General features: G+C 70.0%; 15 protein-coding genes. 7 read left to right on the top strand and 8 right to left on the bottom strand.

Features of this window, described 5'->3' with window-relative positions; translation table 11 throughout:
* Positions 1-13 precede the first annotated feature (13 nt).
* Entirely contained in the window at positions 14-775 is a 762-nt protein-coding gene (locus tag D187_RS27960; RefSeq protein ID WP_043431727.1) for a thioesterase II family protein, read from the bottom strand.
* A 407-nt stretch (positions 776-1182) separates the two neighbouring features.
* On the opposite strand from D187_RS27960, the gene D187_RS27965 reads away from it, so the two are divergent.
* A complete protein-coding gene (locus tag D187_RS27965; RefSeq protein WP_020918331.1) occupies positions 1183-2883 on the top strand; it encodes a sensor histidine kinase in 1701 nt (566 codons plus the stop codon).
* A gap of 177 nt (positions 2884-3060) precedes the next feature.
* Positions 3061-3732 (top strand): HAD family hydrolase, encoded by a 672-nt coding sequence (locus D187_RS27970; RefSeq protein WP_002625410.1) that lies wholly within the window; start codon positions 3061-3063, stop codon positions 3730-3732.
* Positions 3733-3765: 33 nt separating this feature from the next.
* Here D187_RS27970 and D187_RS27975 read toward each other — a convergent pair whose 3' ends face one another.
* Entirely contained in the window at positions 3766-4764 is a 999-nt protein-coding gene (locus tag D187_RS27975; protein ID WP_002625411.1) for a fatty acid desaturase, read from the bottom strand.
* A gap of 155 nt (positions 4765-4919) precedes the next feature.
* Here D187_RS27975 and D187_RS27980 point away from each other — a divergent pair, with 155 nt between their 5' ends.
* Together D187_RS27980 and D187_RS27985 are read left to right on the top strand one after the other, a co-directional pair.
* Complete coding sequence (locus D187_RS27980) at positions 4920-5981, top strand: patatin-like phospholipase family protein (protein WP_020918332.1); 1062 nt, start codon at positions 4920-4922, stop codon at positions 5979-5981.
* 147 nt (positions 5982-6128) lie between these two features.
* Positions 6129-6767, top strand: coding sequence for a prepilin-type N-terminal cleavage/methylation domain-containing protein (locus tag D187_RS27985; RefSeq protein ID WP_002625413.1), 639 nt, complete (start codon positions 6129-6131; stop codon positions 6765-6767).
* Positions 6768-6794: 27 nt separating this feature from the next.
* Here D187_RS27985 and D187_RS27990 read toward each other — a convergent pair whose 3' ends face one another.
* The 3 genes from D187_RS27990 to D187_RS28000 form a co-directional block, all read right to left on the bottom strand.
* Entirely contained in the window at positions 6795-7607 is an 813-nt protein-coding gene (locus D187_RS27990; RefSeq protein WP_043431728.1) for an SDR family NAD(P)-dependent oxidoreductase, read from the bottom strand.
* 72 nt (positions 7608-7679) lie between these two features.
* Positions 7680-8774 (bottom strand): SGNH/GDSL hydrolase family protein, encoded by a 1095-nt coding sequence (locus tag D187_RS27995; protein WP_002625415.1) that lies wholly within the window; start codon positions 8772-8774, stop codon positions 7680-7682.
* 177 nt (positions 8775-8951) lie between these two features.
* Positions 8952-9542, bottom strand: a complete 591-nt coding sequence (locus D187_RS28000; protein ID WP_002625416.1) for a hypothetical protein — start codon at positions 9540-9542, stop codon at positions 8952-8954.
* Between the two features lie 116 nt (positions 9543-9658).
* On the opposite strand from D187_RS28000, the gene D187_RS28005 reads away from it, so the two are divergent.
* Positions 9659-10522: an NAD-dependent protein deacetylase gene (locus D187_RS28005; protein WP_002625417.1), complete on the top strand. Its 864-nt coding sequence runs from the start codon at positions 9659-9661 to the stop codon at positions 10520-10522.
* Positions 10523-10553: 31 nt separating this feature from the next.
* Positions 10554-11024: a GNAT family N-acetyltransferase gene (locus D187_RS50475; protein WP_002625418.1), complete on the top strand. Its 471-nt coding sequence runs from the start codon at positions 10554-10556 to the stop codon at positions 11022-11024.
* On the opposite strand, the gene D187_RS28015 is transcribed toward D187_RS50475, so the two are convergent.
* From D187_RS28015 to D187_RS28025, 3 genes are all read right to left on the bottom strand, one after another.
* The gene (locus D187_RS28015; RefSeq protein WP_002625419.1) at positions 11014-11814 is read right to left on the bottom strand and encodes a polysaccharide deacetylase family protein; all 801 of its coding nucleotides are present in this window, start codon (positions 11812-11814) and stop codon (positions 11014-11016) included. The genes D187_RS50475 and D187_RS28015 overlap by 11 nt on opposite strands.
* A gap of 158 nt (positions 11815-11972) precedes the next feature.
* Positions 11973-13139 (bottom strand): iron-containing alcohol dehydrogenase, encoded by a 1167-nt coding sequence (locus D187_RS28020; protein ID WP_002625420.1) that lies wholly within the window; start codon positions 13137-13139, stop codon positions 11973-11975.
* A gap of 1 nt (position 13140) precedes the next feature.
* Positions 13141-13458 (bottom strand): putative quinol monooxygenase, encoded by a 318-nt coding sequence (locus D187_RS28025; protein WP_002625421.1) that lies wholly within the window; start codon positions 13456-13458, stop codon positions 13141-13143.
* A gap of 82 nt (positions 13459-13540) precedes the next feature.
* Between D187_RS28025 and D187_RS28030 the strand changes: the two genes are divergently transcribed.
* The gene (locus tag D187_RS28030) at positions 13541-14746 is read left to right on the top strand and encodes a metallophosphoesterase (protein ID WP_002625422.1); all 1206 of its coding nucleotides are present in this window, start codon (positions 13541-13543) and stop codon (positions 14744-14746) included.
* The last annotated feature ends 7 nt before the right edge of the window (positions 14747-14753 follow it).

Below are 14753 nucleotides of genomic sequence, written 5' to 3' on the forward strand. Positions count from 1 at the left end.
AACACCGGCGCCGTCACGGAAATTGCAGATCCTCCAGCAGGGCCCGGTAGAGCCGGGGGCGCTCGGCGGTGAGGTAGAAGTGGTTGCCCGGGAACATCCTCGGGCGGAAGTCCGCGGTGGTCTGCTCTCCCCACTCGTGCACTTCCTGGGGACGGACCGTCGCGTCCTCGGTGGCGCCAAAGGACGACAGGGGCACGTCCAGGGGTGGCTCCGGCACGTACCGGTAGCTCTCGGCGAGGAAGAGATCCGCGCGCAGCGCGGGCAGCACCGTCTCGCGCACGTCCTCGCTGGTGAGCACCTCCCGGGGCGTGCCGAAGCGCAGGGCGATCTGCTCCAGGAACTCCGTGTCCGGCAGGTGGCTGATGGGGGGCGCGGCCCGGGGCCGCAGATGCAGCGCCGGGCAGGCGGACAGGAAGAGGCGCACGGGCATGGGGGCGCCCATCCGGCGCAGCGTCCGCGTCAGCTCGAAGGCGATGACGCCTCCGAAGCTGTGGCCGAAGAAGGCGAAGGGCCGCTCCTTGAGGAAGGGCAGCACGCGGCGCGCCAGTGTCTCGATGAGCGTGGGGAAGTCGGTGATGGGGGGCTCGGCGCGGCGCGTGGCCCGGCCCGGCAGCTCGATGGGGCACACCTCGATGGTGGCGGGCAATTGGGTGGTCCACAGCCGGTAGATGGAGGCGTCTCCTCCCGCGAAGTGGAAGCAGAACAGACGCAGGCTCGCCTGGGGACGCGGCTCGGGACAGGTCACCCAGCGGCGGTAGACGGGAGGGACGGACATGGGCGGAGGCCCATGCTGCGAAGGAGACGGGGGCCGCGTCAATCCCCGGCCCCCTCCTTCCTCCCGGGCGTGGCGTCTGAAGACGAAGCGCATGGCCTGTCGCCCCGCTGGCCCCACGAGGTCTCCGCCCCGGCTCGAGGGCGGTCTGTCCATGGCGGGACGTGCGAGTGATTGGTGGATGGGACGGGGGGACTCTCCCTCCCTGTGTCCGCTCGGTCGTGACCCCGGGTGCGGCCGCATGAGAAGATTGTCCTCGGGGACGAGGATGAAGGGGGGCGTCTGAGCGTTGTGAAGAAAGAAGAAGGACGGATGCCCGCGCGGTTCGCGCGAGGTAGGCCATGCTTGATATGCTTTCGCTCTCAGCCGAGCCCGGACATGACGCTCCCTCGCCTGATGCTTCCCGGTCCATGACGTCCTCTCGCTCCAATCCCTCGGAGGAGGTTCCGGCCTGCTCCACCCCTGTCTCCAAGGCCCGTGAGTCTCGCTCTCGGGAAGTCGTGCCCCTGGAGGAGGAGCACGAGCGCCTGCTCGCCCTGGCGGACGTGTCCTCCCAGATCTTCTGGACGAGCGCGGGGATCGAGAAGTCGGTGGGGGGTCTGCCAGGCTGGATGGACTTCACCGGGCAGCCCGCCGAGGCCCTGCGGGGCAGTGCGTGGCTGAACTTCGTCCATCCGGAGGATCGGCCCCATGTCGAGCAGGTCCTGGAGCGAGGTCAGGCCGAGCGCGCCGCCTTCTCCGTGTCCTTCCGGCTGCGCCGCTCGGACGGCCAGTACATCTGGATGTTGGGGCGGGCCGTCCCCCTGCTCGACGCGGAGGGCGGGGTGCGCGAGTGGGTGGGCACCAGCACGAACATCCATGCCTATCGCCAGGCGCAGGAGCGCGCGTCCTTTCTCGCCCGGGCGGGTGAGTTGCTCTCCTCCTCGTTGGACTACGACGCCACGCTCGCCGCGCTCGCCCGGCTCACGGTGCCCGCGCTCGCCGACTGGTGCATCCTGGACGTGCTGGGCCCGAACGGACAGTTCATCCGTGCCCAGGTGGTGTCGGCGGACCCGTCCCAGGAGTTCCTCGTCCAGGATGTGCGCGGACTCACCCCGCTGCCCCGCGACAATGCCTCCTATCCTCCCACGCTGGCGCTCCTGAAGGGCCGTGCCTCGCTGGTGCCGGACGTGACGGATGAGCTGTTGCGCCAGATGGCATGGGACGCGCAGCACCTCTCGATCCTGCGCCGCGCGGGCCTCCGCTCGTTGCTCACCGTGCCCCTGCTCGCCCATGGGCGCATCCTCGGGGCCCTCACCCTCACCCTGTCCACCCCGGGCCGCCGCTACGACGAGGAGGATCTGCGCTTCGCCCAGGAGCTCGCCCATCGCGCGGCGCTCTCGGTGGACAACGCCCGGCTCTACCGCGAGGCCCGGGAGGCCATCCGCCTGCGCGACGAGTTCCTCTCCGTCGCCAGCCACGAGCTCAAGACGCCCCTGACGCCCCTGAGCCTCAAGTTGCAATCGCTCGAGCGCTCCGCCGAGGCCCATCCCGACTCGTCCCTGGCGCCCCTGGTGCGCTCCACCGTTCAGGCGGGGCGGCAGCAGTTGCGCAAGCTCACCACGTTGATGAATGGTCTGCTGGACGTCTCGCTCATCGCCTCGGGCTGCGTCGAGCTGCGGCGCGAGCAGGTGGATCTGCTCTCCGTGGTGCGTCAGGTGGTCGCCCGGCTCACGCCGCGCGCCAGCAAGTTCCAGGCCCCCCTGATCGTCGAGGCCGACTCCCCGGTCGTCGGCCAGTGGGATCGCTCCCGGTTGGAGCAGGTGGTGACCCACCTGCTGGACAACGCGCTGAAGTACGGGGCGGGCGCGCCCGTGGTCATTCGCGTGACGGTGGACGACGGGTTCGCGCGCCTGTCGGTGCGGGACAAGGGCATCGGCATCGCGCCGGAAGAGTCCCGCCGCATCTTCGAGCGCTATGCCCGCGCGGTGTCCGAGCGCAATTATGGAGGCTTGGGCCTGGGGCTCTACATCACCCGCGCCATCGTGGAGGCCGAGGGGGGCCGAGTGCGTGTGCACAGCGCGCTCGGCCAGGGCGCGACCTTCGTGGTGGAGTTGCCGCTGCGCACGTGAACCTCCCGGGGAAGTCCATGCCGCTCGCCCGCCTGGTGCCAGAGGGAGCGGACATGGGCCTTCCATCCGGTGTGGAGGGGGCCTCGGGGCGCTCCCAGGGAGAGGCGCGGGAGAAGCGGCCGGGGTGTCTGGCGAGGGCAGGGAGGCGTGTGCAGGTTGGTGGGGCGGAGGAGGCTCGTGCCCAAGGCAATCATCTTCGAGGTGGATGGGACGCTGGTGGACTCCAATGTGCTGCGCGCGCGGGCCTGGCAGGAGTCGCTGGCGCGCTATGGTGTCCAGGTGCGGCTGCCGCGGGTGCTCGCGCAGCTGGGTCGCGAGGGAGACCGGTTCCTGTCCGCCCTGCTCTCGGAGGAGGACTACCTGCGCCACGCGGATGAGCTGACGAGCTATCACCGGGCGCTCTTCCACGAGGAGTACGTCTCGCGCGTGCGGCCCTTCCTGGGCGTCACCGAGCTGCTCCAGCGCCTGCGGGACGAGGGCTGGCGCATCGCCCTGGCCTCCAGCGCGGAGCCCGACGAGCTGGAGCACTACATCGAGCTGCTCGGGGTGGCGGACCTCATCGACGCGCGCACCACGGACGCGGAGGTGGAAGGCCACCGGTTGAACGAGGAGATTCCCGCGGAGGCCATCCGCCTGTTGGGGCTGGATGGCACCGACGAGGCGCTCACGGTGTCCGCGCTGCCCCATGACATCGAGGGCGCCGTGCGCCTGGGCCTGCGCTGCCTGGGGCTGGTGTGCGGGGGCTTCTCGGAGGAGGACCTGCGGGGCGCCGGGGCGATGGCCGTCTTCGGCTCGCCGCAGGATCTGCTCGCGCGCTACGCCGAGTCGCCCCTGGCCACGGAGCCCTGAGCGGGGCTCCGGGGGGGGCGGGCGCAGGACGGCTCACGCGGCCTTGGCGGGCTCGTCCGGGAGCTTCAGCGAGCCCTTACCCGAGTCGCCCGAGCGCGTCATGCGGCTGTAGAGCGACAGGGTCGGGTCGAAGAGGAACTTGAGCCACAGCGCCGTCCACGAGCGGTGGGAGTGCAGCGTGTCGTAGTACTCGGGGGCGATCTTCTTCACCTGGGGCAGGCGCGTCCAGGGCACGCGCATCACGTCGTGGTGCTCGTTGTGGTAGCCCACGTTGAACGCCACCCAGTTGAGCGGGCCGTAGTACGAGTACGTCTCCTGCGGCGGCTTGACGAGGTAGTGCTCCTGGATCCACCGCGCGCCCAGCGGGTGCAGGCCGATGGCGAAGATGGAGGAGAGGAACATGAAGGCGAGCGCGCGCGGCCCCATCAGCGCGTAGCTGCCGCCGATGAAGGCCAGCTGCACGGCGAGGTTGGCGATGTACCACCCGTCGAAGAAGGGCACGCGTTTGAGCCGCTGCACGCGCAGCGCCTGGAAGGCCCAGAAGTTGAGCATCCAGAACGCCTTGCCGAAGAACGTGTTGCCGATGACCTTCGCCTCGAAGGGCGAGGCCAGGTCCGCGTCCAGCTCCAGGTCCCCTTGGAAGCGGTGATGGATGAGGTGGTACTTGCGGAAGGAGATGGCCGCCGGGAAGAGGATGGGCAGGTTGGCGAAGATCTGCAGGAGGGCGTTGGCGCGAGGGGCCTTGAAGACGAGGTTGTGGGTGCACTCGTGGATGAGCACCCACAGGCCGTGGTCCAGGAAGGCGCCAACGAACCACGCGGCGGCGAGCAGCGCCCACCAGGGCGAGTCGCGCAGGGCCCAGGCGAGGCCCACCTGACCCGCCACCAGCAACAGCACGAAGGCGGCGGTGATGGGGGTCGGGCCGCACAGATCCTTGAGTTCGGGGTGGGCACGCAGGATGGTGCGAGCCCGCTCCAGGTGGGGCTCCTTCTCCGTGCTACGGAAAAACTCCAGGGGGCGCGGCTGACTCAAAGGGGTTCCTTTCGCTCGGGCGAAAACGGGCGCGCAGCTTCGCACACCGCTCCCGCTCGACGCCATGCGGCAATTCGTGGGATGCCTTGCCCCCCTCCTCCTCTGACGACCATGTTTCCATCTCCAACCCCTCTCCAGTTTTTCTTGGTGGGTCCATGAGTTCGAGCCTCACCCTGCGCGCCGGTCCGGATGCCGTGCGACTGATTCGTGAACGGGGACTGCGCGTGGAGGACATCGACGTGGTGGCGGGTGCCTCGGGCGGACCGCGCTGGCTGGTGCTGGCCGGGTTGGATCGCATGCTCTTTGGCGACTTCTTCCGCGCGCGCACCCGTCCGCTCCACCTGATTGGCTCGTCCATCGGCAGCTGGCGCCTGTGCTGCCTCGCCCAGAACGAGCCCGTCGCGGCCCTGGGGCGCTTCGCCGAGGCGTACATCACCCAGCGCTACCCGCCCAATCCCTCCGCCGCACTGGTGAGCACCACCAGCCGGGGCGTCGTGGACGCCATCGTGGGCACCGACGGCGAGACCCAGATTCTCGGCCACCCCTGGGCGCGGTTGCACGTGCTGACCAACCGGTGCCGGGGCCTGTCCGCCAGCGAGCAGCGTCACCTGCAGACGCTGGGGCTCACCCTGAGCGCCCTGGGCAACCTGGTGAGCCGCCGCACCCTGGGGCTTCAAATCGAGCGGGTCATCTTCCACAGCGCCGGAGACACCAGCCCCTTCCGGGGCCTCAAGGATCTGCCCTCCGTGCACCTGCCCCTGACGCGCGAGAACCTGCGGCCCGCGCTGCTGGCCTCGGGCTCCATTCCCCTGGCCATGAGCGGGGTGCGCATCGACGGCGCCGGGCCCGGGGTCCATCGCGACGGTGGGATTCTCGACTACCACCCGGACCTGGACTTCGGCGTGGGCGAGGGGCTGGTGCTCTACCCCCACTTCTACCCCTACCTCGTGCCCGGCTACTTCGACAGCGCGCTCTTGTGGCGCCGGGCCGGGCCCGCCAACTTCCGCCGGGCCCTGCTGCTCTCCCCGTCGCCGGAGTTCGTCGCGCGCCTGCCCTTCGGGAAGATCCCCGACCTGGATGACTTCTACCGCCTGTCCGACGCGGAGCGGATGCGCGCCTGGCGCCAGGTGCTGAGCGAAAGCGAGCGCATGGGTGACGAGCTGCGCGAGTTGCTGGCCACCGGAAGGCTCGCCGAGCGCCTCCAACCCCTGCGCTGAGCGCGGACAGGGGGTGGTAGGACCTCGAACCAAGTGTGTGTGCTGGGGCCCCTTTTCCAGGAAGCCACACCCTGGTGATAGCTTTACAGGTACACGCGCCTGCATGCCGCCTGGGCTCGTCGTCCCCGCTGTCCTCGAGATTCATTCATGCGCCAGTCCGCTTCCCGTTCGACTCGTGGCTTCACGCTCATCGAGCTGATGATCGTCGTGGCCATCATCGGAATCCTCGCCGCGGTCGCCATTCCGAACTTCATCAAGTTCCAGGCCCGCGCCAAGCAGGCGGAAGCCAAGTCCAATCTGAGGACGTGGTTCGTCGGCCAGCGCGCCTACCAGCAGGAGAAGGGCACCTACTCGGAGTTCTCGACGACGATCGGCTTCTCGCCGGAGCGAGGCAACCGCTACGCCTACTACTTCGCGCAGAACCAGCAGTGCGAGCAGCGCGGGGCCTCGGGGATCTCCATTCCCAAGGACGCCAACTGCATCTCCGTGGACGAGGCGAAGTTCAAGGTGGCGAGCGCCCAGCCCGCCTTCGTGCCCATCTCCTTCTCCTGGAACGAGGGAAGCGGGGGCGATCCCAAGTCGCCGGGCATGTCGGGACCCTGCCCGGGCTGCAACATCGACGCGTTCGCGGCGGGTGACATCGACGGCGATACCGGGGGCGTGGACACCTGGCACATCGCCACCAAGGACGCGAAGCTGAGCACGGCCCCGTGTGGCAACGAGGAGCTGCTCGTCATCGCGGGCGTGCCGCTCAACACCTACAACGACGTGGAGTGCGACAAGTAGCCCGGCCGCGCCGCGTGCCCGGGCGGCTCAGCGCTCGGGCCGGTACATGGCGGCGGTGCGTTGGGCGAGCAGGCCGCGCGGCAGGAGCCTCGCGGCCAGCGCCAGCGTCTGGTTGATGAGTCCGGGGACGGACAGCTCCTTGCGTTGGACGAAGGCGCGCACGGCGTGCGTGGCGCACTGCGCGGCCGTCATCACTCCCAGGTCTCCCGCCTTGAAGCGCCGCGACAGCCCGGAGTTCTCCAGCAGCTCGGTGGAGATGCCGCCCGGGGCGAAGACGGTGACGGACACGCCCGTGTGCCGCAGCTCCTGCGCCAGCGCCTGCCCATAGCTGAGGATGAAGGCCTTGGTGCCGCTGTAGGCCGCCTGGTACGGCACGGGGATGAACGCCGCCACGCTGGAGATGAGCATCAGCCCGGCCGCGCCGCCGCGCGCCTGCTCGACCAGGTGGGGCAGCAGCAGGCTCGACAGGCGCACCATGCTGGTGACGTTGGTGTTGAGCAGGGCCTGGAACGCGTCCCAGTCCAGCTTCATGGCCTCACCCCAGTAGGTGACGCCCGCGTTGAGGATGGCGCCGTGGAGCACGCGCTCCCGGGTGGCCTCGGCGAAGACGCGCTCCACGTCGTCGGGGCGCGACAGGTCCGCCACGATGAAGGCGGCCTGGACGCCATGTTTCGTGCGCAGCTCCTCGCACAGGGCTTCCAGCCGATCCTTGCGCCGCGCCACCAGGAGCACGTTGCCTCCGTGATCCCTGGCGATGGCGCGGGCCATTTCCAATCCCAGCCCCGAAGAAGCCCCGGTGACGAGTGTCCACCGGGACCGCGGGTCGATCGTCCGATTCATGCGCCGCACCCTATCCGCCTTCCCCTCCGGGATGTTGGGCGGACTCGTGCGCGGCGGCCCCGGACGGGGGACTCAGGGCGTGGTGGGATCCAGGGTGGAGAAGATCCAGCCCATGCGCTCGTGGCCGGACTTGTTCCACTGGGTGTTCTGCCCGTCGATCACCGCCGAGTCGGCGAAGTCCGGGGCGCCCGAGCCCGTGGCCGTGCCGCCGAAGGTGCCCACGGAGAGCGAGGTGCCGTAGAACGTGGGGTGCGTGTCGTCCGACTGCAGGTAGTCGTAGCTGGTGCTCGCGTTGACGAAGTGCGTGTTGGAGTCACGCAGGGTGGCCACGAGCGTGCTGGTGACGCGGGTGACGTAGGCGGCCTCGGTCTCGCCCGACTTGTAGCGCAGCGCCTCGCGGTCGATCTGCCCGTCGCCGTTGGAGTCGTAGTCGGCGCCCATGTACTCGGCGAAGGCGTCCGCGCACTTGAAGCCATACTTCTCCGCCAGGCTGCACGTGCGCCAGTTGCTCTTGGCCAGGTAGGGCAGGAACTTCTGCCGCTGGTTGATGGGCTTGCCCGTCGCCGGGTCCGAGCAGGTGGTGAGCTTGTTGTCCGTGTTGAACCCCGGGTAGTAGATGTTCATCACGATCTTCGCCTTGGCCGTGGTGGCGTACTGGTTGATGGCCTGCATGGCCTTCTCCGTGTACGTGGTGCAGTTGGCCAGGGCCGTGTCCAGGCCGCTGTAGCTACACGTCCCGCTCTGATCCTCGAAGGCCGAGCGCGCCTGGAGGTAGTCGTTCCCGCACATCTCGAACATCACCACGCGGGTGTTGCTCGTCTGCATGTACGAGCGCTCGGAGACGATCTTGTTGTTGTAGATGTCGTCGGCCTTGGCGCCCGACTTGGTGCGGCGGATGACTTCCATGTTCGCGTTGAACTCGCGCGCCAGATACTCCCCCTGCACCTGGGGACCCGAACGCTTGGCCACGCTGCTGAGCGAGCCCTTGTAGCCCGCGAAGATGGAGTCGCCATAGGCCACGACGCGATACGTCGTGGTGGCTCCGCGGTTGATGGTCCACGAGGTGTTCTGATTGATGGTGCTCGCGAGCGCGTCGCCACCCACCACGAGGGAGGCGGTGAGCGCGCAGGCAAGGGAAAACCTCTGCCCGTCGAAACGAGAAAACATGAGAGGCTCCTGCTGTAACTTGGTTTGGGGGTAAGGCGGGGATCGACGGTCTCGTCGATTGTGCCCGCATAACACAAAATCCCAGGTTCTAATAACTTTGATGATGCAACGCGGATGTAACGCATTGCGTGCAGACGCGGAGGGGCGTGACGCCGTGCGCCAGGAATTGGAGGAGTGTCAGTCCCAGGACACGTCACACACGAGGCGGTTCGTGTGGGGTTGCATCGGGCGCAGCTCGACGCGGCCCTTCTTGGAGACACGGCGCAGGAACATCTCGAAGGTGGCCGCGAGCGCCTCGGCGAAGGTGCCGCCGCGGTGCAGCAGGGGAGGGAAGTCGTCGAGAATCATTTCCACCCGGCCGTGGCTGGGCGTGTCGCGGATGGGGCGGTAGGTGAGCCGTCCGCAGTCGCGGAACGCCTGTTCCCAGGCATAGGTGGACCATTTGAGCATCGCCTGGGGCGTCAGGCCGAGCAGACGCACCGCGCCATCGAAGAGCGATTGGAGCAGGGGGGCGGACACCAGGTGCTCGGCCAGGAGGGAGAAGAAATGGCGGAAGCCGGGATTGCCCAGGGTGGCATGGAGGGCATCCGTCAGCCACATGCTCTCGGGCATGGGGACCCAGCCCAGTCGCGGCGTGGACTCGAGCAGGGCGAGCGTCGCGGGGGGGATGTCCATGAAGATCCGGCGCTGCTGGTCCTCGGGCAGACTCCGGGCCGCGTCCAGGATGGTCTTGCAGACAAAGCCGCGGATGGCGGGTAGGCCGGGCATGGGTCGTCGACTATGCCACACCTGGAGCGGCCGGGCGCACGAGGGCTTCCCCGTGGAGGGCCACTCCCCGGGGGAGCTGGGCGCGTGGGGCGCGGGGCGGTTATGAGGAGTGCCGCATGACGACCTCCCTGGAAACACCGTCCGTGCCCATCGGGCCCGGGGACGTGGACGCCCTGACGGCGCTGCTGCGCGGCCGCCGTGTGGTGGTGCTCACGGGCGCCGGGTGCAGCACCGAGTCGGGCATCCCCGACTACCGCGGCCCCGGCACACGCGCGCGCGCCCGCAACCCCATCCAGCATCGCGAGTTCCTCGCTCGGCCCGAGGTCCGCGCCCGCTACTGGGCGCGCAGCCTCATCGGCTGGCCCCGCTTCTCCTCCGCCCGGCCCAACGCGGCGCACCAGGCGCTCGCCGCCCTGGAGGACGCGGGCCACGTGCTCGGGCTCATCACCCAGAACGTGGACCGGCTGCACCACGCCGCGGGCAGCCGGCGCGTCATCGAGCTGCACGGCGCGCTCGCCCGGGTGCGCTGCCTCGTGTGTGGCGCCCTCGAGCCGCGCGAGCAGTTGCAGCGGCGGCTCTTGGAACTCAACCCCGGTTTCACCGCCGCGAGCGCCGAGTCGCGGCCCGACGGCGACGCCGAGCTGCACGACGACGCGGTGCGCGCCTTCCAGGTCGCCGCGTGTCTCGATTGCGAGGGGACGCTCAAGCCGGACGTGGTGTTCTTCGGCGACAACGTGCCCACGCCCACCGTGCAGGAGGCGTTCGCGCTGCTCGAGGAGGGGGATGCATTCCTGGTGGTGGGCTCGTCGCTGGCCATCTACTCGGGCTATCGCTTCCTGCAGCGCGCCGTGGATCGCCGCATGCCCGTGGGGCTCATCAACATCGGCGAGTGCCGGGGGCATGAATGGATGGAGGTGCGCGTGGAGGCGCGTGCCGGCGAGGTGCTGCCCCGGCTCGCGAGCGCGCTCGGCGCCGGATAGGCTGCCGGGCCCACCCCAGAGGAGTCCTTCGATGTCCACCGTCATCCGCCCCGCGACGCGGGAGGACCTTTCCGCGCTGGCCACCGCCCTGGCGCCGCTGCCGCTCTTCCAGGCCTACAAGCTGGACGCGAGCGCCCTGACGGAGCGCTTCCACGGCGCGCTCGAGCGCGGTGAGGGGCTGCTGCTGGCCACCGGGGACAGCGGTCCCATGGGGGTTTGCTGGTTCCTCACCCGGGGCACCTTCGGCACGGGTGCCTATCTGCGCACGCTCGCGGTGAGCGAGGCGCGGCAGGGCTCGGGCCTGGGCGCGCGGCTGCTCGCGGCCTACGAGGCCGGGTGTGGCTCGCCCACCGGGGGCTACTTCCTGCTCACCTCGGACTTCAACACCGGGGCCCAGCGCTTCTACGAGCGGCATGGCTACCGTCAGGTGGGCCAGCTGCCGGACTTCGCCGTGCCGGGCGTCTCCGAGCTCATCTTCTGGAAGCCGCGCGTCAGGGGATGACGCCGGCCACCAGGGCGGGCTCGGGCTCGGTGGCGGGCTTGCACGTGGGCCAGATGGTGTCATCCAGCAGGGTGCCCACGGTGACGAGCTCGAAGCCGCGCTTGCGCAGCCCCTTGATGATGGTCGGGAGCGCCTCGGCGGTGGGAAAGCGCTTGTGGTTCATGTGCATCACCACGATGGCCCCGGGGCTCGCCTGTTTGAGCACCCAGTCCACCATGCGCTTGGGCGTGACGGTCGCGTCCGGATCTCCCGAGGGGAGATCGAAGTTGATGGTGGTGAGCGCCGCCTGGGAGGCGAGCCACGCCACGCGCCCGTCCACCTCGCCGAAGGGCGGACGGAAGTAGCGGGGAATCTGGCCCGTCAGATCGTACACGACGCGCTGGGCACGCTGCAGCTCCTCGATCACCTGCCGGTCATCCCTCACCTTGGGCATGTTGGCGTGGGAGAAGGTGTGGTTGCCCAGCTCGAAGCCCGGGTACTGCGCGAGCTCCTGGAGGCGCCGCGGATTGGCCAGCGCCCAGCCGCCTCCGATGAAGAGCGTGGCGGGCGTGTTGGTCTCCAGCAGGGTGTGGATGACGCGCTCGTCGTACTCGTTCTTGCGCGTGGTGCAGGCGTCGAACGTGAGGGCGATGCGCTTTCGCAGGCGCGAGCCGTTCGTCACGATGGGCGCCGTCACGCACGCGGTGGGCTCGGCGGCGGCTGGCGCGGAGGGGGGCGGGGGCTCGGCGGCCTCGGGTTCCTCGGGGGGGGTCCACGCGCAAGCACTCGCGACGAGAACCGCCAACACCATGGGGAAACACACGGAGGAACGACGCGCCATAGGGCCGCTGGTTATAGCGCGGTCGCCCCCGGTCTGTTGACGATGCAACAAGTGGTCCGAGGGCCTCGGGACGAGGAGAATCGCACCGTGGGCGGAAGATTCTCCTCGGAGGGGGACTTGACGCGAGCTCAGCGCGAGCGGAGGGCGATCTCCGTGAGCTCCTCGTCGGAGAGGGTCAGGGGGTTGGCCTTCATGCTGCTGGCCGCGCGGGCCCGTGCCACCAGCCGGGGCACCTCCGCTTCCGTCAGGCCGTAGGCCCCGAGTCCCGGCACGCGCAACGCCTCACACAGCTCGCGCACCCAGGTGATGCCTTCCTCGGCGCGCGCTTCCGCGCGTCCGGTGAGCAGCGCCGCCACCTCCTGGAAACGCGCGAGCGAGGGGTGCTCGGGAGCGCGGGCGCGCAGCGCGCGCAGGTTCACTTCCATGGTGGCGGGCAGCAGCGCCGCGCAGACCGCGCCATGGGGGGCCTCGTACATGCCGCCCACCGGGGCCGCGAAGCCGTGCACCGCGCCCAGCCCCGAGTTGGCCAGACACAGGCCGCCCAGGAGGCTCGCGAGTGCCAGGTCCTCGCGCGCGGACGCGTCCGGAGTTTCGAGCACCGCGCGCCGCAGCGAGCGCGCCGAGCGGCGGATGCCCTCGCGGGCGAGCGCGTCGGTGAGCGGGTTGGCGCGGGCGGACACCAGGGGCTCGATGAGCTGGGAGAGCGCGTCCAGGCCGCTGGAGGCGAGCACGGTGGGGGGCGCGCCCTTCAAGAGGTCCGGGTCCACGAGGGCCAGGCGGGGCAGGAGGGTGGGGCCGCGCAGGCTCGCCTTCACCTGGGCGTCCTTGACGCCGAGCACGGCGTTGCGGGTCACCTCGGAGCCGGTGCCGGCGGTGGTGGGAATGGCGACGAGGGGCAGCGAGGGCTTCGTCAGCGCCTGTCCCCGGCCCACCACCTCCAGGTAGTCGAGCGGATCCCCTCCGTGAGGGGCCAGCGCGGCGATGGCCTTGCCCGCGTCCAGGGCGCTGCCGCCGCCGAGGGCGGCCACCGCGTCACACCGCTCGTGGAGGGCGAGGGCGGTGCCTTCCCGGACGCGCTCCACCGTGGGCTCACCCTCCACGGTGAAGGACACGCACGACAGCCCGAGCCGCTCCAGGCCCTCGCGCAAGGGGGCGGCGCGCGTGGCATCGCGGCCGGTGACCAGGAGCACCCGGTGGCCGCCGAGGGCCCGTATCGCCTCGGGGGCGTCGGCCAGACGGCCGGCCCCATAGAGGATGCGGGTGGCGGTGGCGAACTCGAAGCCCGTCACCGCCATGTCACCAGCCCTCGTCCGAGGGGAAGAGGTTGGTGAACTTCCGGGAGGTGCGCGGCTCGGCCATCATGGAGGCCACGGTGTCACGCCAGGTGAGGTAGTGCGCCGTCTCCTTGTGGGCGGCGGGGGCCTCGGGGGTGCGGTAGACCTCGACGAGCACGAAGCGCGTGGGCTCCTCGGAGTCCTGGATGACGTCGAAGCGGGCGACGCCGGGCTCCTTCACGCTCTGGCTCGCGTTGGCCAGGGTGGCCGCGCGGAAGGCGTCGATGGATTCGGGTTTGACGCGGATCTGGACGTGGACGACGAGCAGGCTGTGGGGCATGCGCCGACCATAGCGCCGGGCGGGGTGGGGAAGGGAGCTTCGGACGGCAAGGGGGCGCCCGCTTTGTTATGCACGGGCGCACATGAGCAGACTCATCATCTTCGTTCTCATCAATCTGGGAGCCTGGCTCGTTTTGCGCCGGCTGTGGCCCGAGGTGCGCACGGGGTGGCGCCGGAGCGTGCTGCTCGGCCTGGCCGTGTTTTCGGGGGTGGCGCTGGTGCTGCCGTGGCTGCTCGGGCACGGAACGCACGGGGGTGTGCCGTGGGTGGACGCGCCGCTGAGGCTCTTCGGCTCGGCGTGGACCATCTCCGCGCTCATCGTGTTGCTGCTCGGCTGGCCCCTGGCGCTGGTGCTCTCGCGGAGGGAGCGCGCCCGACTGAAGCGAGTCGCCGAGTCCTCCGCGCCTCCCCTGCCGGGGGGAGTCGATCTGGAGCGGCGGGGGCTGCTCTCGGGGGTGGGGCGCGCGCTGCCCTTCGTGGCGGTGGGGACGAGCACGGTGGGGCTCGTGGAAGGCGCCTCGGGCTTCGTGATCCGCGAGGTGGAGGTGCGGCTGCGCGGCCTGCCCCGGGCGCTCGATGGCTTTCGCATCGGGCAGATCACCGACGTGCACGTGGGCACGTTCATCGACACCACCTACGTGCGCGCGGCGGTGGCGGCGATGAACGCGGCGCGCGTGGACCTCCAGGTGATGACGGGGGATTTGATCGACGATCTCTCACAGCTCGACGAGACGATGGCGGCGCTGGAGACATGCGAGGCGCCACACGGGATGCTCGCCATTCTCGGCAACCACGAGCACTGGCGGGGGCTCGAGGAGGTGCTCGAGGGCTATGCGCGCAGCGCGCGCCGGGGCGGTCGGGTGCGGCTGCTGGTGGACGAGGCCCAGGTGCTCGAGCATGCCGGGCAGAAGGTGCGCGTGGTGGGAGTGGACTACCCCATGCGCGGGCGCAGCATGCAGGTGCAGGCGGACCGCATGCGGCGCTCGGCGGAGGTGGCCTTCGCGGGGGCGTCGGCGGACGAGGTGGTGATCTGCCTCACGCACCATCCCTCCTTCTTCCCCCTGGCGCTGGAAAAGGGGGCGCGGCTCACGCTCGCGGGACATACCCACGGCGGACAGGTGGCCATCTGGGGCTTGCCGGTGTTCTGGTTCGCCTTCGACTACATGCTTGGCCGCTATCGCAAGGGGGACGGTCAGCTCTACGTGTCGGGCGGCACGGGCCACTGGTTGCCCTTCCGGCTCGGGGTTCCCGCCGAGGTGACACTCCTCACGCTGCGCGCGGAGGGCTGAGGGCGTC

Origin of the sequence: Cystobacter fuscus DSM 2262, from assembly GCF_000335475.2 — a bacterium.
Classification (GTDB): Bacteria; Myxococcota; Myxococcia; order Myxococcales; family Myxococcaceae; genus Cystobacter; species Cystobacter fuscus.